Genomic DNA, 21,964 nt, shown 5'->3' on the forward strand with positions numbered 1-21,964 from the left:
CATGCGTATCACCCAGACCCTGTGCGCCGGTCTCCTGGCGCTCGCGCTGGCCGGATGCAACGCCGCGCCTCAGGCGACGGCCGAGCATGTCCTGACCTATGCCAGCCCCTATCCTCCGACTCATCCGTTCGGCCTTGCCGACCAGGAATGGATGAAATGGGTTCAGGCGAACAGCAACGGCCGGATCGCCTTCAGGCCCTATTGGTCCGGAGCGCTGCTCTCCGCCGACATGAGCATGGAGGAGATCCGCCACGGCGTCGCCGATATCGGTCTGATCACGCCTATCTATGCCAAGGGCGGGGCGCATCTCCTGCGCGGCCAGTCAGGCTTCTATGGCGGGGTCCGGACCATTCCGGACCAGGTCGCGGTCTATGACTGCCTCGCCGCGCAATTCCCGCAATTCGCGAAGGAAACGCATGGCCTGCATGTCCTGGCGGTACAGGGCGGCAATTTCCCCGGCGTGCTCACCCGCGATCGCCCGATCCGCAGCCTCGCCGACTTCAAGGGCCTGCGGCTGCGCTCGCAAAGCGATGCCGTCGACATTCTGAAGCAGCTCGGCGCAGACCCGGTCAACATGCCGATGGGCGAAGTCTATTCGGCGTTGGCCAAAGGCGTGATCGACGGCGTCGTTGCCCCCGCTGATACAATCCGCAGCCTGCATTTCGCCGAGGTTGGCAAGCATTTCACGACGATCCGGTTCAGCCGCGGCGCCTATCCGGCCCGGGCGATGTCGGACAAGGCGTGGAACCGCCTGCCCCCCGATCTGCAGCAGTTGCTGGCAGAAGGCCGCAAGCAATGGGAAGCCGCGCTCAACCGCCAGCTGCTCAAGGCCGAGCAGGCCGGGATCGATTACGGAAAGGCCGAAGGGATCACCTTCAACGCCATCCCCGCCCAGGAACAGCGCCGCTTCGACACCCTCTACAACCAGGATGCGCTCGGCCAGGCCCAGCGGCTCGGCAGCCTCGACATCGACGCGGTGCCGGTGCTCCGCGAAGCCCAGCGCCTGATCGCGAGCGGCAACATTAAATGCGACAGGGAACCAGAATCGTGACTCTTCCCCTACACGGCATCAAGGTTGCCGACTTCTCCTGGGTCGGCGCCGGCCCGCGCGCCACCAAGGACCTGGCGGACATGGGCGCCACTGTCATCAAGATCGAGTCGCGCAAGCGGCTCGATCTCGGTCGCATGTCCCCGCCCTTTGCAGGCGGCGGGCGCGATCCGGACGCCTCGGTTTTCTTCGGCATCACCAACACCAGCAAAATGGGTGTGACGATCAACCTGTCCGATCCGCGCGGGATCGAAGTGGCGAAGAAGCTGGTTGCTTGGGCAGACGTGGTCGTCGAGAATTTCAGCCACGGCTATATGGATCGCATCGGCCTTTCGTTCGACACGCTGAAGGCCATCAATCCAGCTATCATCCAGATCAGCGTCAGCGTCGCCGGCCGCTCGGGCCCGCTTGGAACCATGCGCGGCTATGGCAATTCGGCGGGCGCGCTGTCGGGGATGGCGGCACTCTCCGGCTGGCCGGATCGCGATCCGCACATGGCGCCGTTCGCCTATGGAGATGTCGTCGCCCCGATGTTCGCCACCGTGGCGACGCTCGCCGCAATCGAGCATCGCCGGCGGACCGGCCAAGGCCAGCATATCGACATCAGCCAGACCGAGCCGTTGATCCACGTCATGGCCGATCAGTTTATCGATGCGCAGACCGGAAACGTAGGGAAGCCCGGCAATGGGTCTGCCTACCACTCCCCCCACGGCGCGTATCCCGCGCGCGGCCACGATCAGTGGGTCGCGATCGTCGCCCGCACCGACGCCGAATGGGCGGCTCTCGCCGACACCGCCGGCATTGCGGACTCCCGCTTCGTGACCTTGGAAGGGCGAAAGGCGAACGAGGACGCCCTTGACGCTGCCTTGTCTGGCTGGACCCGCCACCACGACAAGCATGCCCTCGCCGACAGGCTGACGGCGCTCGGTGTCCCCGCCGAGGCCGTCAATGACGGTCGCGACGTATTCACCGATCCCGAACTTGCCGAGCGCGGCCATTACCGCGCAATCACGCATTCGAAGCTAGGCACCTGCGACATGCCCGCCCCGCCGCTGCGGTTCTCCGAGAGCGATATCCGTGTCGCGGCGCCCCCCAATCTGGGCGAGCACAACCGCGAGATTTTCGTCGAACTGCTCGGCATGAGCGAGCAGGAAGTCACCGAGCTGGCCGCAGCGGGAGCGCTTGCATGACCCCGCTGCTCTCGCATCTCGTCGTCGTTGACCTCACCGACGGCCTCGGCGAACTCGCCGGCCGCATGCTTGCTGAACTTGGCGCACGCGTCGTCCGTGCCGAGGCAGGCCAGCCGGCCTGGAGCGCGGGCAAGACGGTTGGCGACGCGGAGGTCCTGCTTGCCACCGCCGACATCGTCATCCGCAATCCCGGACTGGATCACGGCGCGCTCGCTGCCGCCAATCCGGCGCTGATCGACGTCGTGGTCGCGCCCTTCCTCCCCGATGGCCCACTCGGCAGTCGCCCAGCAAGCGACCTGACCCTGATGGCCCGATCGGGGCTGATGACGATCATCGGCGACCCCGATCGCCCGCCGCTTACCCTCCCGGGTCAACAGGCCTATGCACTGGCGGGTATCCAGGCAGCCACTGCCGCGCTCACTGCGCTACACGCGCGCGCCGCCTCCGGTCGGGGACAGCTGGTCGAGGTATCGGCCTACCAGTCTGCGGTCCTCGCCAATTATCGTGAGCCGCTGACCTGGCAATGGACGGGCCGCGTCGGCAACCGCACCGGCAACCTGCTGGTCCGCGGCAAATCGGGCGTGCGACAGGTCTGGCCCTGCGCGGACGGCTTCGTGACCTGGGCGCTCGTCGACAACCAGCCGATGATGCGCGGGATGGTCAAGGCGATGGGCGACGCCGCCGGACCGCTGGCGCAGGTCGATTGGGATGCGATACTCGTCGCCGACGTTCCGCGCGAGACGCTGGTTGAATGGGAAGCCGTCGTCGGAGCCTTTTTCCTGCGCCACACCCGCGCCGAACTGGGCGCTATGTCGCAGCAGGCGGGCCTGGGCTTGTCGTGGATCGACACGCCGCAGGATGCGCTCGCCAGCGATCATCTCGCCGCGCGCGGCCTGTGGCGGGACGTGGATGGCGTGAGACTTCCGGGGCCGCTCTGGGTCTCGTCGCTCGATGGCGGAGAGACTGAATGAGCGCACTTGCGGGGCTGAAGGTCGTGGACTTCAGCAAATTCCTTCCCGGGCCCTACTGCACCTGGATGCTTGCGGACATGGGTGCCGAAGTCATCCGCATCGAGAACCCCCGCGAGCTCGCCAAGCAGCGCAAGGTATTCGGCTGGGATAAACTGTCGGACGAACAGAACGCCCGGCTTCGCGCGCACGACATCTTCGCACGCGGCAAGAAGAGCGTGCTGATCGATCCCGGATCAGACGAGGGGCGCGCGGCCATCCACCGGCTGATCGAAAGCGCGGACATTCTGGTTGAGGATTACCGTCCGGGGGTGATGGGCAGCATGGGCTATGGCTGGGCCGAGATGGCCGCGCTTAATTCGCGCCTCATCTACTGCTCAGTCACGCTGTGCGGTCAGACGGGTCCCTATGCACGCAAGCCCGGCCATGATCCGGTCGCTCTAGCCATTGCTGGCGCGCTGTCGCGAATGGGTGAAGATCCTGATCGCCCGGCCTTCCCCGGCGTTCCGGTTGCCGACCTGCTCAGCGGCTCCAATGCCGTCATCGGCATCCTTGCCGCCGTCATCGCCCGCGCCGCGACAGGAAAGGGGCAGCAGGTCGACATCGCGATGAGCGATGCTTCGCTGGCCCTGATCGCGAACATCCTGTCCCGCAACACCGATCTCGCCAAGGCGCCGCCAAAGGGCATGCACCGCGCCGACAGTGGCATCTGGGCCTGCGCGGACGGCCTGTATCTGGTCACCACGGACATGGAGCCCCGTTACTGGCGAGTTTTTGTCGAGACGATCGGCCTGCCTGAACTCGCAGATCGGCAGATGGACCGCGCCGAGTGGCCGATGATGAAGGAGGGGATCGCCAGCGTGATAGCGACGAAGCCGCGCGCTGAATGGCTCGGCATCCTTGAAGCCGCAGGCACGCAGTTCGCGCCAGTGCTGAGCGTCGCCGAAGCGCTCGACGACCCCCACAACCAGGCGCGCGGCATGGTGATCGACTTGCCCGCCCCCGGCGGCACCGTGCGCCACACCGGCTGCCCCATCAAACTCTCCGACACGCCCGCCGTTCTCACTCAGCCGGCGTCTCCGGCTGGCGCGGATACGGCCGAGGTGCTGGCGACCCTTGGCTATGACGACGCGCAAATTGCCGCGCTTGAAGGAAAATTGCAGTGACCGATCTTACCCGTGAACGCCCGCTTGCCGGTCTGCGCGTCATCGATCTCACCCGCGCGCTGGCCGGGCCCTATGCGACGCTGCTGCTCGCCGGGCTGGGCGCTGAGGTCATCAAAGTCGAAGACCCCAAGGGCGGTGACTTGGCGCGCGACAACAGCCCCTATGTCGGCCGTGACGGCATCACGGTCGATCGCCGCCACGACGACGACGTATCGATCAGCCACTTGACTCGTGCGCGCGGCAAGTTGGGCGTCACGCTCAACCTCAAGCAACCCGAGGCGCGCGAGGTGTTCCTCGATCTGGTCCGCACCGCCGACATTGTTGTCGAGAATTTCACAGCCGGCACCGCCGACCGGCTCGGCGTCGGCTATGAAGCGGCGAAGGCAGCCAACCCGCGCATCGTCTACTGCTCGCTCTCGGGTTTCGGGGCCACTGCGCCCGAAGGCGGCAAGGCGATGGACATCATCATCCAGGCGCTGTCGGGCGCGATGTATTCGAGCGGCGGCCCTGACGAGCCGCCGGTACGCATCGGCATTCCTATCGCGGACATGCTCGCACCCGTGTTTTCGGTGATCGGCATCCTTTCCGCGCTCGAACAGCGCCACCGCACTGGGGTGGGACAGCATATCGACGTGTCGATGCTCGGTGCACTCACCAGCTTCGTCGCCATCGAGAACTGGTCGGCCATGGCCGCGGCGGGCATGCAGGCGCGCACCGGGCTGACGGTTCAGCGCCTGTCCCCGTTCGGCGTGTTTGAATGCGCTGATGGCTACATCGCAGTAGTCGCGGTGCACGAGAAACTGGCGCTCGGGCTGTTCCGCGCCATGGGCCAGCCTGAATTGGCGAGCGACCCGCGTTTCGCCAGCCGCGACATGCGCGTCGCGAATGCTGCGGTTCTGGAGGAGACGATCAACGCCTGGTCGCGCACCCTGCCGGTTGCCACCGCCGTCGCAGCGTTGGAGGCGCAAGGCGTGCCAGTCGCCCCGGTTCGTCACCCAGAGGACGCCCTGCTCGACGAGCGCGTAGTCAGCCGGCACGAAGCAGTTCCGGTGGCCCACCCCAGCTACAGTTCCGCAGTCGATTTGCGCACGGCAGGCATTCCCATCGTGTTCTCCGACGCCGACACTGGCTTCGACGATGTCATGCCCATCGCGGTCGGCGAGCATAACGATCGCGTCCTTGGCGATGCGCTGGGCTATTCGGCCGAACGGATCGCCGACCTTCGCGCAAGGGGTGTGATCTGATGACCGATGCAGCGGCGCGCCTCATCGCGGCATGCGACGATCCCGGCGCAGTCGCCGATCGACTGCGCAGCGAGGGCGCCCGCGTCATTCGCGTGCTAGGCCAGGACGCTCCCTACGCGTTGCTGCGCGCCGCTGGTCTGTCGCCAGTACGTATGGTGCCGCGACCGGGTCCGACGCCGGACGCCAACATGCTCGCCGGCAACGGTACGCTGTCGCATCGCGGTCGCTCGCTGCTGCAACAGATCGTCGCCGACTGCAGCGGCGATCCCCTGCTTTTCACGCACGCGAACAGCGAACTGCCGCAACTCTTCGCTACCGTTCGTGAGTTGCTGCGCACGGGCGACATGCCGCCGCGGCCGGTGCACATGCTTGATCTGCTGCACATGCCGCGTCCGTCGAGCCGAAAGTATAACACGGGGCGGATCGCAGCGCTGGTGGAGTGGCTGAACGGCCTGGAGCCCGGGCAAATGCTTGTCGACTTCGCCGCTGCCGCCGCGGAAGAGCGCACGCGTCCAACCGCCATTGCCCATCTTGCCGGGCCGCTGCGCGTCGCCGCCATCGCCGCCGCACATGCCCTTCCCCCGGCCGAGTGGCGCGCCCTCGTCGCCGATATCGCAGCCGGGCGGGAAGGCACTCCCGTCTTCGCCATCGGCTCCGCGCAATATTCCACGGCTCGCCAGCGCGAACTCGATGCGCGCGGCCTCGTCACGGTGGGCGACGATCAGGACTGGGGAGATCCGCAGGTGGATGGCTGGATCGATTGCCCTACTACGCTGGATGGCCTTGCGGATCCGGCCCGGCTCACGCCGCGGATGCTGGTGCCCGCACCCACACGGCTCGAGCATATTGCCGCTCGCATGAGGGCGCTGGGCACGACCCGCGCGGTTATCGTCGAGTCCGACGGTGACGAGGCTACGGCATGGGATGCAGGCTGGCTGGCGCGCGGTCTCCAAGACCGCGGCATCACCGTCGAGCGTGTCGGCGCCGCCACCCCTGTACCTGCACGCGAGAAGTCCTCCGCTCCTCCCCGGCCTCGCAGCGACGGCCGCCGCAGCCGCAAGTCGCTCGCTTCGATCGCCGGCTTCGGTGCGTTCCAGCGCGAGTGGTTTCAGGGGCTGCGCGCCCGCGTGGACGCCGGCGCGCCGCTCGCCGTCGTCAATGCCAACAGCCCGCAGGAGATCCTGCGGGCGATGGACGTGCCGTTCGTGGTCAATCAATGGTGGGCGTCGATCGCCGCTGCCAAGCAGCAGTCACCCCGCTATTTTCAGCTGCTGCGCGATCGCGGCTATCCCAGTGATGCCGAGGCTTACAGTTCGCAGGGCCTCGCCGCCGCGTTCGACACCGATGCCGATCAGGCGCCATGGGGCGGCCTGCCACGGCCAGCTTATGTCCAGGCGGTATTGGGCACCGACGCCACGCCGCGCATCTTCGAGCATTGGGCGCGCGAGACCGACGCCGACATGTTCCTGTTCGAGCGCAGCATCGAAACCCGCCTCGATATCCCGCTCGACTGGTGGGACAGCCTTCAGGACCATTGGGACGAGGTGATCGAGCCCCACCGCATCGACCTGATGGTCGAGGAACTGCACGCGCTCATCACTCGCATCGAAGCGACCAGCGACCGCCGCTTCAATGGGGCGAAATTCGCCGAGATCATGGATCTGGTGAACGAGCAGGAGGATTATTACCGCAAGACCCGCGACCTGATTGCAGGCGCCCATCCGGTCCCGGTCTCGGTCGCCGACACGATGCCCGCGACCATGGTCCCCCAATGGCATCGCGGTACGACCTGGGCGCGCGACGCTGCCCGCGACTTCTATGAAGAGGTTCGGGCGCGGCACGAAGCGGGCGAAGCCGCCTGCGCGAGCGAGAGGCTTCGGCTGATGTGGGTCGGGCGCGGCATGTGGAGCGACATGGGCTTTTATCAGCGCTGGGAAGAGAGCCACGGCGCGGTGTTCGTCTGGTCCATGTATCTCGCGCTCGCCGCCGATGGCTATATCCGACGAACGGCCCCCGGACAGAACCCGATGCACGCGCTGGCAGCGCGCTTCGTGACGATGGGCGACGAGTTGCGCATGCCAAGCTGGGCGGGCGCATGGCACGTTCGGGAGGCCGAGAGCCACGCAGTCGATGGCGCGGTGGCGCTGTCCGATGCGGATCCCTTTGTGCTGCGCGCACTACGCCGCGCAGGGGTTCCGGTGCTTTCGCTCGACCTGGACAATTACAACCGCGAAAGCAGCGACGAAGACGCTGTCGACCGCCAGATCGCCGCGTTTCTGGAAGGACCGGTGACCGCCTACTCGGCCCGGCGGCGTCCGGGCGCAGCGAGTTTGGGCGCAGCCCCCCACAGGTAGCGCGCAGCCACCGAGGCGGCACGAAACCGCTGAACGGCCTGCTCTCGACCAATGGACAGCAAGCGGACGAGTCCGGCTAGGGAGCCGAAGAAGTCCTCCATCAGCGGCAATCCGCCGGCCGCTCTGCTGTACTTCAGCGAAGCACTGGAGCAAAAGAGTCGCTCGCGCGCCATGCGGCTTGCGATCGTCAAAAATCGACATGGGACCACCGCCCTGACCAACCTGCCCGTCCGCCAGCTCGGCCCATTCTCGGTCTCCGCAATCGGCCTGGGGTGCATGAACCTCAGCCACGCCTATGGCGTACCGCCGTCGCCGGAGGATGGGGCGGAGCTGCTCAATCGGGCGCTCGACCTCGGCATCACCTTCCTCGACACCGCCGCCCTCTACGGGGGCGGGAACAACGAGCGCCTGATCGGTAGCACAGTGATGCACCGTCGGCAGGAATTCACGCTGGCGAGCAAGTGCGTGCTCGACATGATCGACGGCAAGCGGGGGCTCAACGGCTCGCCCGAGGCTATCGCCAAGACGCTCGACCAGGCGCTGGTGCGGCTCGGCACCGACCATATCGACTTGTACTACATGCATCGGCTCGACCGGAACGTGCCGATCGAGGAATCGGTCGGCGCGCTGGTGCGGGCAAAGGAAGCTGGCAAGATTGGCGCGATCGGCCTGAGCGAAATGTCCTCAGCGACGATCCGCCGTGCGCAAGCTGTGCACCCCATCGCCGCCGTGCAAACCGAATACTCGCCGATGGTGCGCAACCCCGAAGTGGCGGTGCTTGAGACTTGCGCCGAACTCGGCATCGGCTTCGTCGCCTTCTCGCCCGTGGCGCGCGGGCTGCTTGCCGGGGCAGTGCACGCGGCTGGCTATGTCGAGGGCGACATTCGCGCCGCAATGCCGCGCTTCACCGAGCCTAACCTATCGCACAACCTGGTGGCGGTCCGGGCGTTCGAGGCGCTCGCGACCGAGCTGGGACACACGCCCGCACAACTGACGCTCGCCTGGGTACTGGCGCGCGGCGCTCATGTGGTGCCCATACCCGGCACCCGGAGTATCGTGCATCTCGAAGAGAACGTCGCAGCCGCTTCGATCGTGCTGGAGGATGCGACCGTCGACCGCATAAGCGCAATCTTCGACGGCACGATTCGCGGCGCACGCTACAGCGCGGCAATGCAGGCGCAGATCGATACCGAGACGTTGCCGGGCGAAGAGCTGGCCTGACCACCGTCACCCCCGGCTCGCGCCGGGGGCGACCGCTTCGACTCAGAGTTCGCCCCAGACGTCCTTGGCGACGTCGATCACCAGCCGCATCTTGGCGGCTTGCTGATCCATCGCGATGTCGTTGCCGTGCACTGTGGACGAGAAGCCGCATTGCGGCGACAGCGCCATCTGATCGAGCGGCATGAATTTCGCCGCCTGGTCGATACGGGCCTTCACATCCTCCGCGCTTTCCATGTCCGCCAGCTTGGTCGTGACCAGCCCGAGCACCACGGTCTTGTTCTTGGGTACATGGCGCAGCGGCGCGAAGTCGCCCGAGCGGGGATCGTCATATTCCAAGAAATAGCCGTCGACCGCGAGTTCGTTGAACAGCGTCTCGGCGACGGGCTCATATCCGCCCTCAGCCGCCCAGCTTGAGCGGAAGTTGCCGCGGCACAGATGCACGCAGACCGTCATATCAGCGGGCTTGTCCCGGATCGAGTCGTTGATGATGCGGGCATAAAGGCGCGGCAGCTCGTCAGGGTCCATGCCGCGCTTGCGGGCATTCTCGCGCTGCGTATCGTCGCACAAATAGGCCAGGTTGGTGTCGTCGAGCTGAAGATAGCGGCATCCGGCATCGGCCAGGCTGGCGATTTCCGCACGATAGGCGGCCGACAGATCCTGATAAAACTGATCGAGATCGGGATATGCGTCGGCGTTGATCGCATCCCGGCCGCCGCGGAAGTGCAGCATCGTCGGTGACGGGATCGTCACCTTGGGCGTCTGGCGGGTCACCGAAGCCAGGAATTCGAAATCGCGGCGCTGGATGTCGCGGGCGTGCTCCACCTTGCCCGTGATGCTCATGACGGGGGGCGCATATTCCAGATCGGTGCCGCCATGGTTGTGAAACTTGACCTGAGTGCCGCCGGTCTCTTCGACGCCGTTCAGCTGAAGCAGGAAGTCGGTGTGGAAATAGGTGCGGCGGAATTCACCGTCGGTAATGCCCTTGAGCCCCAGCCCCTCCTGCATTGCGACCACGCCGCGGATCGCCTCGTCTTCAACCTGGCGAAGCTCCGCTGCGTCCACGCGCCCCTCTTTGAACGCGGCGCGGGCGTCGATCAGTGCCTTTGGCCGCAGGAAGCTGCCGACGTGATCGGCGCGAAACGGGGGCTTGGTCATGCTGAGCTCTCCTACGCAATAATTGTATGCAGAACGTACAATCTTGACTCAATTTGTACGTGTTGCGTACATTTCCTGAAACCGCGCTGCAAGCGGACAAGGAGAGCAGGATGACCTGGATACCAAATCGGTGGTACGTCGCGGCGTGGGACAGCGAAGTCGATCGGACGCCGCTGGCGCGGAAGATCTGCAACGAACCGGTGATGCTTTACCGCAAGCTCGATCGCAGTCTCGTGGCTATGCGCGATGCCTGTCCGCACCGCCTGCTGCCCCTGTCCATGGGCTATAAGGAAGGGGACTCCGTGCGCTGCCGCTACCACGGGCTGCTACTCGGCCCCGACGGATGCGCGACCGAAATGCCAATCAAAAGCGAGCGCGTGCCCAAGGGAGTATGCGCGCAGCTTTATCCGGTGGTCGAGAGGCACCGCTTCGTCTGGGTGTGGATCGGTGAGCCGGAGAAGGCAGACCTGGCTCTGATACCGGATTTCTGGCCGTGCAGCGCACCGGGCTGGACCTTTGACGGCGGCTACAACCATGTCCGTTGCGACTATCGGCTGATGATCGACAATCTGATGGACCTTAGCCATGAAACCTACGTCCACCAGGGATCGATAGGCCAGCCGGAGATCAACGAGACACCGATCGAAACGGAAGTCGACGGAGACCAAGTTCGCGTTCGCCGTTGGATGGCGAACATCGACCCCCCACCCTTCTGGCGCGATGCATTGAAGGCCGATGGGCCGGTCGACCGCTGGCAGATCTGCCACTTCCTCCAGCCGAGCAACGTGCTGATCGACGTCGGTGTAGCTCCGGTGGAAGCCGGAGCAACCCCGGAGCGGCACGACCAAGGCGTTCGCGGCTTCGTGGTCGATGCGATGACTCCGGAGAGCGAGACCACGACGCATTATTTCTGGGGAATGGCGCGCAACTTCGATATCGAAGACTTGGGCTTCACAGCGCGCTTCAAGGCGCAGCAGGGACAGGTGTTCGATGAAGATGTCGAAGTGCTGGAAGCGCAGCAGCGCTCGATCGATGCAAACCCGGACATGAAGCTGCGCGGCTACTCGATCGATCTGGGCACGGTGCGGGCGCGCGCGATCATCCGCAAGGCCATCGAGGCTTCGGCTACGGATGCCTGAAACGCCTGTCGGCCTTGGGGCGCTCGAAGAGATCCTTGGGCTGAACATTCGCCTTGCGCACGGGGCAGTGCAGCGGCATTTCGCCGAGCGCTTCGCCGGGCTGACGTTGACGCAAAAGCAGGTATCGGTGCTGTGGCTGGCCGGCGATCATCCGGGCATTTCTCAGACCGACCTAGCGCGGGCGCTCGACATGGACCGGGCGACGACGATGGCGATCGTCCACGCACTGGAAAAGCGCGGGCTTCTCGAGCGGGGCAAGAGCGAAAGTGACGCGCGGCGCGTGGCTCTCGCTCTCACTGCCCAAGGAAGCGCGCTGCTGAAGGAAGCGCAGACGGCGATCGCCGAGCACGAGCAATGGTTGACGCGCCGCTTTACGACCGACGAGTTGGCGACGCTCATGGAAATGCTCAGGCGCATCCACCGCTAGATTGTTGCGTCCCATAGCATAATCTTCCATTCTCAGCCAAAAGGCGGAGAGCGATGAATGATTAGCATGGACCCTCGAGCATTGATCGACCGTGAGCCTATGTCCCGCTTCCAGTGGGGCGTCATCGCGGTGATGGTGGGGCTCAACGCGCTCGACGGCTTCGATGTGCTCTCCATCAGCTTCGCCTCGCCGGGCATTGCCAAGGCATGGGGGATAGACCGTGCCGGGCTTGGCCTAGTCCTCTCGATGGAGCTGGTGGGCATGGCGCTCGGCTCGCTCATCCTCGGCGGCGTGGCGGACCGCGTGGGGCGGCGCGCGACGATCCTCGGCTGCCTGGTGCTGATGACGATCGGCATGCTGGGCGCGGCCACCTCGCACGATGTGATGACGCTGTCGGCATGGCGGGTGCTCACGGGCCTTGGAATCGGGGGCATGCTGGCTGCCACCAACGCCGCCGTTGCCGAGGCGGCGAACGGCAAGCGGCTGGCCTTAGCCGTGGTGCTGATGGCCGCTGGCTATCCGGTGGGTACGATCATCGGCGGTTCGATATCGGCCGTGCTGCTGGGCATGTATGGCTGGCAGTCGGTGTTCGTGTTCGGCGCAATTGCTACCGTCTGCTTCATCCCGCTGGTGCTTTTCTTTGCGCCCGAAAGCATCGCGTTCCTGATGCACAAGCGGCCGGCGAACGCACTGAAGCGCGTGAACGCCGTCCTCGCGCGGATGGGCCATGCCCCCGTCGCATCGCTGCCCTTGGCCGAGGCGCGGCCAAGCAAAGCTGCCGCAGCCGAATTGTTCGCGCCCGACATGGCGCGCGCGACCATGCTGCTCACCCTTGCCTATCTGATGCACATCATGACCTTCTATTTCATCCTGAAATGGATCCCGAAGATCGTGGTCGACATGGGCTTCGCGCCAGCCGCCGCCGCAGGCGTGCTGGTTTGGGCAAGCGTCGGCGGTGCAACCGGCTCGCTGTTGCTAGGACTGCTCACTGCGAGGGTGCGGCTGCTTGCATTGACGATCGGCGCGATGGTCGCATCCGTGGCGCTCGTTATCGCTTTCGGCCGGGCGCAGACCGACCTGCAGGGCTTGTCGATGGTTGCCGCGGCGGCAGGCTTCTTCACCAATGCCGGCGTGGTGGGGCTTTACGCCTTGCTCGCACGAACCTTTCCAACCGGGCTCCGCGCCACCGCAACCGGCTTCGTCATCGGGGTAGGTCGTGGCGGATCGGCTCTGGCCCCGGCGCTCGCCGGGCTGCTTTTCGCCGCAGGCTATGTTCTCGACAGCGTGGCGATCCTGATGAGCCTGGGCTCGGCAATTGCGGCAGTCGCGTTGCTCGGCATCCGCCACCAGCCCCCCGCCACCGAATAGTCTAGCTGAACGGACAGCATCCGGGAGATGCCGGTGGCATCATCTCGGCTTGCTTGCCCCGAGCGTGCGGACCAGGGTGGGATCAGTCTGGCAGCTGTAGGACGCAGCAACCTCCTGCGGGCCCACGCCGTTATAGCGTGCCGCCTTGGGGAACGGACAAAGGGTGCGTGTGAAGCGCAGTTGATCTCCCTCCAGCTTCGTGGCGGTCAGACGCTCGGGCGCCTGGCCCTGCTCAACCCACCGGATCAGCGCCCAAAGCACGTCGCGCTGGGGATCGTTGGGCCAGCTGGGATGTCCCGACCCGCCAAAGGCGTCCGCACCCGGTCCGCGCGTGCAGTGATACATGCCCGGCACCATGAACAGGCGCACCGACTCGGCAAGCTTTTCGGCGCCGCCATGGGCACGTGCCAGGCTGGCATAATAGCCAAGGGTCGGGCCCGCATTGGTCGAAGGATCGGCCCAACCGTGGTAGAGGATCGCCTTGCCACCTGCTTTGAGGAATGGCTGGATCGCAGTCTTGTCCGCGCGAAGCTCCGGCATCGCCCGGTTGGCAGCCTGAAGGTCGGCAGTGCGGCGGAAGCTGTCCTCGTTCCAATTCGCGTCGTTGTACACGCCGTCCGCCCACATCGCCCGCAGCAGCGGCGACGGCGGCCCCGGACGGGTACGGACGCCGGGATAGAGGCCCCAATCCATCGCCCTACCCTGTTCGTCGGGCATCGGGCTGACGATCGTGCGAAGCATCTTGAGCTTGGCAGGCGAGAGGCAGTCGGAGCTCTGGCCCGGCTTGCACGCCAGCGCTTCGACCTTGAACTTGCAGCGCAGCGGGTTCTCGATGACCCCATCCGCGACGCCGTCGATCTTGTCGCACGCGGCGGTCGCCTTGCGCTCGTACAGCGCCCAGTCGTCATCGCTCAGCGCCCCTGCCCGATCGTGCTTCTGGAGCAGTGCGCCCCACATCATCCGCACCGATTGCAGCGGCATATACGGTCCCGGCGCGCCGGCGATCACACCGTCGTAGTCGCCGGGATAGTTCTGCATCTCCTTCAGCGCCTGCCGCCCGCCGCCCGAACAGCCCGTGAAGTAGCTGCGATCAACGGCGCGGCCGTAGAACGTAGTGGCCAGCGCCTTGGCGGCAACTGCGGTCAGGTGCACCGCGCGATGCTCGTAATCCACCCGCGCCTTGGCATCCGCCATCCAGCGCGCCTGGCTCGCCTTGTGCCCGCTGTCCGTGGTCACGGTGGCGAACCCCTGTTCCACTCGGCGGCTCATGTCGCTGTAGTTGAAGATGCCCGCATCACCGCCGACGCCGGCTCCGAGCAGCCGCCCGTTCCAGTCTTCGGGCAGCCACAATTCGAAACCGATATTGCCCTCGATCACACCCTCCACCCGGCACAGCTTCACGCTGACCGGGCTGGGCCGATAGAAACTCTTGGTCTCCGGCGCCCAGCTTGGTGAGGGCGTAATCGCAGTCGCCGCCGTTACGACCACCCCACCGGGGTGCGCTCCGGTGAGGGAAGCGCACCCGGCCAGGGTTGCAGCCAGCAGAAGCGGCATCAGAACTTCACATTCGCCGTGATCGCGAACAGCCGCGGGATCGGGTTCGCTGCCTGCGGATCGAAGCCATTGGTTGTGTCGACGAAGGGCGGATCCTCGTTGAACAAATTGCGCACGTCGAGCGACAGGTTGACCTGTTCGTTGAAGTCATATCCGACCAGCAGGTCGAACGTGTCATAGTTGCCAACCTCACGCACCACGGTGGAGGTGGTGTTGGTATAGCCGTTCAGGTGGTTCCAGGTCAGCCGGGTCTTGAACCCGCCATACTGCGCGCCGACGTCTGCCTGGGTGCGGAATTTCTGGATGAAGCCGATGGTATCGAGCACATCGACCAGGCCCGATCCCGGCACCGCTTCGAACAGATAATCAAGGACATAGGTGCCCTGGACTCCGGCATCGAGCTGGACCCCGCTCCAGTCCCAGCGATAGGCGGCGGTGAAATCGAGGCCTCGCAGCAGCGACGTGCCGAGGTTCTGACGTCGGCCATCCGCGATGAAGGTCACCAGCGACTGGTTGATCGCGGCGTTCAGCGGAAGCCCCGAATTCACCAGCGCACTGACTTGCGCCGCAGTCGGGTTGAACTGGACGAACTGGCCATAGATCGGGTTCGTCAGCAGGCCCGGGGTGCCGCGCAACGCCTGGATCTGGTCGGTATAATCGATCCGGAAATAGTTCAGCGAGGCATTCAGGCCAGGAATGGTCGGCGGCGCAACATCCACGCCGAATGACCAGGTGGTCGCCTTTTCCGGCTCCAGGCCGGGATTTCCGCCCGCAATACCAATCCCGATCAGGTTGCCGCTCGGCCCGGGCAGCGTATCGAAGTACAAGCCCGCGCCACCGCCAACCGTGGACACTTCGCTGAAGGTGGGGGCACGGAACGATGTGCCGTACGTGCCCTTGAGCGTAAGTCCCCGCAAAGGCGAGTAAGTCAGGCCAACCTTGGGATTAGTGGTGCTGCCAAAGTCGCTGTAATGTTCGTAGCGGCCAGCGATGCTGAGCGAAAGCCGCTCCAGCCCCGGCGATGCGTTGCCCGCGCCGACCAGCGGGATGAACAGTTCGGCGAATACCGCGTCGACGTTGCGGCTGCCGTCGTCGGCGGTGCGCGCCTGCGTCGCCGCCTGGCCCTGCAACAGCGAAGTGTAGGTATATTCAACGCGATGCTCGCCGCCGATCGCGATGCGAGCGCTCCCACCCGGCAGCGCGAACAGCGATCCGTCCATCTGCGCGTTAACCACTTCGAGCCGGGTGCGGCCTTCGATCACGAAGAAGTTGTCGGTGATCCGGGCCAACGTCGCAGGATTGTTCGGTCCGCCGAACACGTTGAGGGCAGTCGCCGGGTTGGTATCGGCCAGCGCTGCGTTCAGTGCGCCGCCGTTGACGCCCGACCGACGCCGGTCGGCCACCTCCTCCGACTTGCCATAGGCGTAGTAAACGGTGCCCTGGAAATCCCCGAACAGATCGGCTTCAAGACCCGCGGTCGCGTTCCATGTGCTCGCGTGATAGGGATTGGCAAGTGGCCCGGTGTCGCCAAGGAACGTGGTCTGCACCGTCACCGAGGCTGCGCCGGGGACCGGCGACACGAAGAACGGGTTGGTCCTGGGTACCGTGGCGTTGACCGTCGGATTGAACAACAAGGCTCCGCTGCGGCGCGAGTAGAAACCATCGGCGAAGATGCGGATCCCGTCCGTGATCTCGTGGCTGGCCGCGGCGACGCCGCTCCAGCGCTCCTGCTCGGGGATCACCTGGGCGATGTCGTTGAACTCGCACTGGTTCCGTGTGCCCGCGACCAGGCTGCCGACATTGCCGGCGGTCACGCCCCCTTGCGGGATGGCGTAGTTGACGCCGCCCGCGACCAGTGTTCCCGGCGCGCAGTTGGTGCCGCGCAAGTCACGGCCGCCACGGGCTCGATTGTCCGACGTGTAGAAGTCGAGCTCGGAACCGAACAGATTGTTGTTCTTGGTATATTCACCGGCCGCCATGATCCAGCCGCCGTCCCACTTATGACCAACGAGCAGCGCGGCCTGGGATTCGTAATAGTCGCCCTCGGTCATGCCGTAGCGGGCACGTGCCTGGATGCCGGAGAAGTCCTTGCGCAGGATGAGGTTGACGACGCCGGCAACTGCGTCCGAGCCATAGACAGCGGAGGTGCCGTCGGCGACGACTTCGATCCTGCCCAACGCTATCGATGGGATGGCCGAAGGATCAGTGAACTGACCCTGCGTGCCCTGTGGCGGCAGGCGCTTGCCGTCGTACAGAAGCAGCGTGGCGTTCGTCGAAAGGCCACGCAGGTTGATGCCCGCGCCGCGCGTTGCGTTCGCCGCGCCGTTCTGTGCACTGCCGCCCGCCCGATTGGCGCCGAGGGACACGACCTGAGGCACGCGGCGCAGAATATCGTTCGTCGAGCTGACGGGCTCTTCCAGGATCTGGTCAGCGTCGATCGCGATGACCGCCGAACCGACAGGATCGATACCGCGGATGCGGCTGCCGGTTATGACGACGCTCTGTTCCTCGGCGTCGGCTTCCGGAGCAGCGGGTGTCTCCACCTGCGCCAGTGCGGGTGCGGAGAGAGCGAGGGCGAGCGCGCCCATGGCCGTGCGGCCGAGCAAGACGGCCGCGCGACGGGTGACAAAAGTATCCAATCTTCCCTCCTAAAGTACCCGCATGTCTCTGCGGTTCTGGTGCTACTTGTCGTAAATCAGACGGTTTCGGCGCGCGCCGCCCGCGCGGACCGGTCGGCGAAGCGGGGTGCAAGCGAAAGCAACACAATGGCGGCGATCAGGATGGCCGCGCCCACCAGTTCGGCAGGACGCGGTTGCGGAAGTCCCCAAACCCAAGCCAGGATCAACGCACCGCCCACACCAGCCACCAGGCTGGCGGCGCGCTCGAGCGGCACGCAATAGGCGTTCTCGCGGGGATCAAGCAGGATGATGATCGCGAACACCGACACGATGGTGAGGGTCACGCCGATTGCGAACAGCGGCAGGATCACGGGATCGGTCCACACCGAGAGGAAGCCCCAGCCAAGCGCACCCGATTGCGAGCCAATGCCGGAAGCAGAGATCGCGGCGAGGATCGCCACCGACAGCGGCAGCGCGAATATCTTCTCCTCGACGAAATACTGGCGCACCGAGGCGGGATCGCCGCTCTTAGAAATCTTCGTCATCACGATCAGACGGACGAAGTAGCCGATCGTATAAAGGACCACCGTGAGGATCGCGAGCGGCGGCAGATAGAGCCCGCCACGGTCCTTCAGCGTGATCACCATTGCGACGAGCACCATGACCAGTGCGGTCCAGCTCCACCAGCGCACTCGTCGGCCAAAGATCAAGTCGACGATCGGCGCGATCAGCAAGATGTCGCCCCGCATCAGCAACTGGATGAACGGGATGCTGACGCCTTCGAACGTAAAGGAAAGCGGCACAGTGAACAGCACCAGCGCCGTGCCAAGACCCGAATAGAAGGTGTATTTGGTGGGCACTGGGATACGGCGCCCGAGCACCATCACGCCGTGCGCATCCTTGTGCCAGCCTGACCGCCAGATGAAGAGATAAGTCAGCAAAAGGCTGATGATCAGCGACGCCGGCAGCGTCTCCAAGCCCGTTAACGGCCGGCCGAGACCCGGATGCACCGTGCTCGTCACCAGCTTGGTGATGATCACGTTGGGCAGGTACGCGATCAGGTAGAGGAAGACATAGCCTTCGAGCGGAAATGCGGACGCGCCGCTCGCCTTGGCGGCACTCATGCCGCTTCTTCCATGACCACCATGTCGCTCTCCACGCGGTAGCGGGCGTTGAGCCCTGCCTCTTGAGTGATCGCCGTCATGTACTCGACGACTTCGGCATGCCGGTCGCTCCCCGGCTGAACGAAGCGCGGCACGGCGTCCCGATCGATATGCAGCGGCAGGAAGCCGGAGCGGACGATGCGCCCGCCTCCAATTTCGAGCCGTGCCGCCATCGACAGCCGGGATGCCTTGGGGAAATTATAGAGACTGTCGAAATCCGGCTCCCATTCCTCAGCAAGCACGCGGATTTCGTTGAAGCTCTTCGATGCGGCGTGGACGGGGTCCATCCTCAGGTCGGTTGCGAAGTTGCACAGCGAGTAGAAGACGGGCTTGCCGTCCATCATCTCGCAACCCTTCAGAATGTGTGCGTGCCCGCCCAGGATCGCATCGGCACCGGCGGCAATGGCCGCGCGGGCGACGTCGCGCTGATAGTCGGCGATCGATGCGCGGACGAAGTGGATACCCCAATGTTGCGACACGATAACCACGTCGGCCTTGGCCTTCGCTGCGCGGATATCGGCTTCCATGGCCGCCAGGTCTTCGCGATGCGGATAGGTGTGGATGCGCGCGGGCGTGCCAGGCTGATCGTGCTCGATCTGCTCATAAACCGTGAAGGCGCGCATCGGCGTACAGCCGGGACGCCGCTCATCGGCCCAATAGCTGTGCGGCAGGATGCTACAATAAGCGAGCACAGCGACCGTGGTGCCGTCGCCCAGCGTGAAGAATACCGGTTTGCGGGCTTCCGCGATGTTCGCGCCGGCGCCGACCGTCTTCACGCCGGCCGCGTGCAAGTTCGCCTGGGTCTCGAAGAAGGCGTCGTTACCCCAATCGAGCACATGGTTGCCCGCCAACGAGACGATGTCGAAGCCGGCGCGGCCCAGCGCCGCAGCACCGTCGGGCCGTGCTAGCACGGCGTGGCGCGCCTGGGGCAGCCGGACGCCTTTTTCAGCGAAGCTGGTTTCGATCTGGCCAAAGGTGATGTCGGCGGCGGTAAGCACGTCGCGCGTATCGACGAAGCTCTCATCGTAATGGTCGCGATCCATCGCCAGATCGCCGACGGCCAGGAAGACATGGCTCATGCCGCCACCCCTTCGAACGCGATCGGCGCGGTGAGCGCGCCGATCTCAGGAAAGCGCGTCGGACGCGGCTCTTCGGTCAGCGAGAAGCCGGGCGCGGCGGCGAGCAGTTCCTCTACCGCGACTACCAGCTCAAGCTTGGCAAGACCGGCGCCGATGCACGTGTGCGGGCCCCGCCCGAAGGCCAGCGAGTCCCTCATGTTAGGCCGATCGATACGGAACGTCTCCGGATCCTCGAACACGTCAGCATCCCGGTTGGCCGAGGCATAGACGAGCGCGATCGGCTCGCCTGCCGGGATCGGGCAGCCCCGAATGGTGACATCCTCGACCGCCGTGCGGGCAAAGCCGCGATAGGGCGTGTAAAGCCGCAGGAATTCATCGACAGCCGCAGGCACCAGAGACGGATCGGCGCGCAGCTGCGACTGGAGCACGCGGTCCCGGCTGAGATGCACGGCGATCGACCCGATCATCACGCCCGGGGCGATGATGCCGACGACCAGAACCTGACGAATCGTGCCGACGATCAACTCTTCGGGCAGCGGCTCGCCATCGACGCGCACGGCAAGCAGTGCGCTCGTCGCGTCTTCATCCTCTGACAGTGGGTTCGCACGGCGATCGGCGACGATGTCGCGTGCCATGTCATAGAGGAGAAGACTGGACTCCTTGGTCGCCTCCATGTCCGCGAACTGGACCGCGATATTGTAGCGCTGACCCACCCGGGTAAGCTCTGCGACGGCATCCGCCGACAGGTTCATCCAATGGGCGAAGGTGGCGATCGGCATGTGCGCCGAATAATCGGCCACGGCATCGCCGCCGCCTTTGGCGACCATCGTCGCCAGCAGGTCGCGGCAGATGCCGCGGATCACCGGTTCGAGCCGGGCGATGCGACGCTCGGTGAACAGCGGCGCCAGCGCGCGGCGATAAGGGGTGTGCTCGGGCGGATCGAGGTGCAGCGGGGGTCGGCGACCAGTAAACGCCACCTTGGGGATCACATTCTGCTTCGACGTGACGAAGGTCTTCCAGTCGCTCGCCGCGGCGGCAACGTCGTCGTGCTTCATCAGTGCCCAAAAGCCACCCCAGGCATCACTGTGGGCCACGGGACATTGGTCGCGCAGGCGCGAATAATCGGCATGAGCGCTGTCGAAGGTCTCGGGAGTTAACGGATCGAAGTCATGTGACATAACAATAGGCGTAATTGTGGATGCAAGCGCTTGCAAGCGTCTTTTGCATTTTGGTGTAGGTCCGGCATACAGCGGACATGGCCACCCGCCCTCCCCGTCTGGACGATGTCGCCGCGCATGCAGGTGTGTCCGCCGCCACCGTGTCGCGCTTCCTCAACAACCCCGAAGTCGTGGCAAAAGGGACCGCAGAGCGGATACGCGAGGCGATCGCGGCGACCAGCTATGTGCCCAATATGACTGCCGGCGCGCTGGCGGGCAGCCGCACGCGCCTCATCGCAGCGCTGGTGCCCGACATCGCGGCGTCGATCTTCAACGACACGGTCGAATCGATGATCGACGGGCTCGCCAATGACGGCAACAGCGTCGTCCTTGCGCTCACCGGCCCTGACAACGCCCGTCTCGAAGCCGAGATCAACATGGCCTTGGCGCGCCGGGTGGATGCAATCATCCTGACCGGGATCGTGAGCGACGCCGAAACACGGGCGCGGCTGCGCGCCACGCCTGTGACCGTTATCGAAACCTGGGGCCTGCCGGAGGAACCGATCGACGTAGCTGTTGGCTTTTCGCACCGCGCGGCCGGGGAAGAAATGGCGCGCTTCCTGCGTGGGCGCGGCTATCGCCGCCCCCATCTGGTGGTACCACGCTCCAGCCGCTCCGAGCGGCGGGCAATGGGCTTCACCGATCGCTGGGTCCGCGACGGCGGGGTTGAGCCGACGCGGCTCGAGGTCAATGTGCCCAGCCATTTCGGCCAGGGCCGGCTGAGCTATCGCGCCCTCGCCGACTTGCCCGAGCGGCCCGATGTGGTGGTGTGCGGATCGGACTGGATCGCACAAGGATTGATCATCGAGGCGCAGGCGGCCGGCATCCGCGTGCCCGATCAGCTTGCCGTCACCGGCTTCGGCAATCTCCGAATGGCAGGTGACATGCGCCCGACGATCACGTCTGTGGACATAGACGGCGCGCGAATTGCGCGCGAGGTGCTGCGTGTCCTGCGGGCCCGCGCAGCAGGCGAGAGGACCGAGACCAAGATCGACGTCGGCTTCCGCGTGATCGCCCGCGAAAGCGCCTGAAATCGCTTGCATCTGACCATGG

The 21,964-nt window shown here is 65.3% G+C and carries 17 protein-coding genes; 11 read left to right on the top strand and 6 right to left on the bottom strand.

What is annotated here, in order from left to right:
- Window position 1 precedes the first annotated feature (1 nt).
- From dctP to LQ953_RS02395, 7 genes are all read left to right on the top strand, one after another.
- A complete protein-coding gene (gene dctP / locus LQ953_RS02365; RefSeq protein WP_231028871.1) occupies window positions 2-1,051 on the top strand; it encodes a TRAP transporter substrate-binding protein DctP in 1,050 nt (349 codons plus the stop codon).
- Complete coding sequence (locus LQ953_RS02370; protein WP_231028872.1) at window positions 1,048-2,238, top strand: CaiB/BaiF CoA transferase family protein; 1,191 nt, start codon at window positions 1,048-1,050, stop codon at window positions 2,236-2,238. The genes dctP and LQ953_RS02370 overlap by 4 nt, the downstream gene beginning before the upstream one ends.
- On the top strand, window positions 2,235-3,209 hold the full coding sequence (locus LQ953_RS02375; RefSeq protein ID WP_231028875.1) for a CoA transferase: 975 nt from the start codon (window positions 2,235-2,237) through the stop codon (window positions 3,207-3,209). Before LQ953_RS02370 ends, LQ953_RS02375 begins: the two co-directional genes overlap by 4 nt.
- Window positions 3,206-4,372: a CaiB/BaiF CoA transferase family protein gene (locus tag LQ953_RS02380; RefSeq protein WP_231028877.1), complete on the top strand. Its 1,167-nt coding sequence runs from the start codon at window positions 3,206-3,208 to the stop codon at window positions 4,370-4,372. The genes LQ953_RS02375 and LQ953_RS02380 overlap by 4 nt, the downstream gene beginning before the upstream one ends.
- Window positions 4,369-5,616, top strand: coding sequence for a CaiB/BaiF CoA transferase family protein (locus tag LQ953_RS02385; RefSeq protein ID WP_231028879.1), 1,248 nt, complete (start codon window positions 4,369-4,371; stop codon window positions 5,614-5,616). The genes LQ953_RS02380 and LQ953_RS02385 overlap by 4 nt, the downstream gene beginning before the upstream one ends.
- On the top strand, window positions 5,616-7,970 hold the full coding sequence (locus LQ953_RS02390) for a 2-hydroxyacyl-CoA dehydratase family protein (RefSeq protein ID WP_231028881.1): 2,355 nt from the start codon (window positions 5,616-5,618) through the stop codon (window positions 7,968-7,970). Before LQ953_RS02385 ends, LQ953_RS02390 begins: the two co-directional genes overlap by 1 nt.
- A gap of 171 nt (window positions 7,971-8,141) precedes the next feature.
- Complete coding sequence (locus tag LQ953_RS02395; RefSeq protein ID WP_231028882.1) at window positions 8,142-9,191, top strand: aldo/keto reductase; 1,050 nt, start codon at window positions 8,142-8,144, stop codon at window positions 9,189-9,191.
- Window positions 9,192-9,233: 42 nt separating this feature from the next.
- On the opposite strand, the gene LQ953_RS02400 is transcribed toward LQ953_RS02395, so the two are convergent.
- The gene (locus LQ953_RS02400) at window positions 9,234-10,346 is read right to left on the bottom strand and encodes a 5-methyltetrahydropteroyltriglutamate--homocysteine S-methyltransferase (protein ID WP_231028884.1); all 1,113 of its coding nucleotides are present in this window, start codon (window positions 10,344-10,346) and stop codon (window positions 9,234-9,236) included.
- Between the two features lie 110 nt (window positions 10,347-10,456).
- Here LQ953_RS02400 and LQ953_RS02405 point away from each other — a divergent pair, with 110 nt between their 5' ends.
- Genes LQ953_RS02405 through LQ953_RS02415 form a run of 3 tightly spaced genes read left to right on the top strand, consistent with a single transcriptional unit; the run spans window position 10,457 to window position 13,280 of the window.
- Window positions 10,457-11,485: an aromatic ring-hydroxylating dioxygenase subunit alpha gene (locus LQ953_RS02405; protein WP_231028886.1), complete on the top strand. Its 1,029-nt coding sequence runs from the start codon at window positions 10,457-10,459 to the stop codon at window positions 11,483-11,485.
- Window positions 11,478-11,912: a MarR family winged helix-turn-helix transcriptional regulator gene (locus tag LQ953_RS02410; RefSeq protein ID WP_231028888.1), complete on the top strand. Its 435-nt coding sequence runs from the start codon at window positions 11,478-11,480 to the stop codon at window positions 11,910-11,912. Before LQ953_RS02405 ends, LQ953_RS02410 begins: the two co-directional genes overlap by 8 nt.
- A 57-nt stretch (window positions 11,913-11,969) precedes the next feature.
- Entirely contained in the window at window positions 11,970-13,280 is a 1,311-nt protein-coding gene (locus LQ953_RS02415) for an MFS transporter (protein WP_231028889.1), read from the top strand.
- A 39-nt stretch (window positions 13,281-13,319) separates the two neighbouring features.
- Here LQ953_RS02415 and LQ953_RS02420 read toward each other — a convergent pair whose 3' ends face one another.
- Genes LQ953_RS02420 through LQ953_RS02440 form a run of 5 tightly spaced genes read right to left on the bottom strand, consistent with a single transcriptional unit; the run spans window position 13,320 to window position 20,749 of the window.
- Window positions 13,320-14,834, bottom strand: a complete 1,515-nt coding sequence (locus LQ953_RS02420; protein WP_231028891.1) for a tannase/feruloyl esterase family alpha/beta hydrolase — start codon at window positions 14,832-14,834, stop codon at window positions 13,320-13,322.
- Window positions 14,834-17,473, bottom strand: coding sequence for a TonB-dependent receptor plug domain-containing protein (locus tag LQ953_RS02425; protein ID WP_231028894.1), 2,640 nt, complete (start codon window positions 17,471-17,473; stop codon window positions 14,834-14,836). Before LQ953_RS02425 ends, LQ953_RS02420 begins: the two co-directional genes overlap by 1 nt.
- A 56-nt stretch (window positions 17,474-17,529) precedes the next feature.
- On the bottom strand, window positions 17,530-18,576 hold the full coding sequence (locus LQ953_RS02430; RefSeq protein WP_231028896.1) for a hypothetical protein: 1,047 nt from the start codon (window positions 18,574-18,576) through the stop codon (window positions 17,530-17,532).
- Window positions 18,573-19,694 carry a CapA family protein gene (locus LQ953_RS02435; protein WP_231028897.1) on the bottom strand — a complete coding sequence of 374 codons (1,122 nt, stop codon included), beginning with the start codon at window positions 19,692-19,694 and terminating at the stop codon, window positions 18,573-18,575. Before LQ953_RS02435 ends, LQ953_RS02430 begins: the two co-directional genes overlap by 4 nt.
- Complete coding sequence (locus LQ953_RS02440) at window positions 19,691-20,749, bottom strand: cytochrome P450 (RefSeq protein WP_231028899.1); 1,059 nt, start codon at window positions 20,747-20,749, stop codon at window positions 19,691-19,693. Before LQ953_RS02440 ends, LQ953_RS02435 begins: the two co-directional genes overlap by 4 nt.
- Before the next feature lie 200 nt (window positions 20,750-20,949).
- Here LQ953_RS02440 and LQ953_RS02445 point away from each other — a divergent pair, with 200 nt between their 5' ends.
- Complete coding sequence (locus LQ953_RS02445; RefSeq protein ID WP_231028901.1) at window positions 20,950-21,942, top strand: LacI family DNA-binding transcriptional regulator; 993 nt, start codon at window positions 20,950-20,952, stop codon at window positions 21,940-21,942.
- Window positions 21,943-21,964: the final 22 nt, after the last annotated feature.

Source organism: Sphingomonas sp. IC-56 (assembly GCF_021043375.1).
Taxonomy (GTDB): domain Bacteria; phylum Pseudomonadota; class Alphaproteobacteria; order Sphingomonadales; family Sphingomonadaceae; genus Sphingomonas.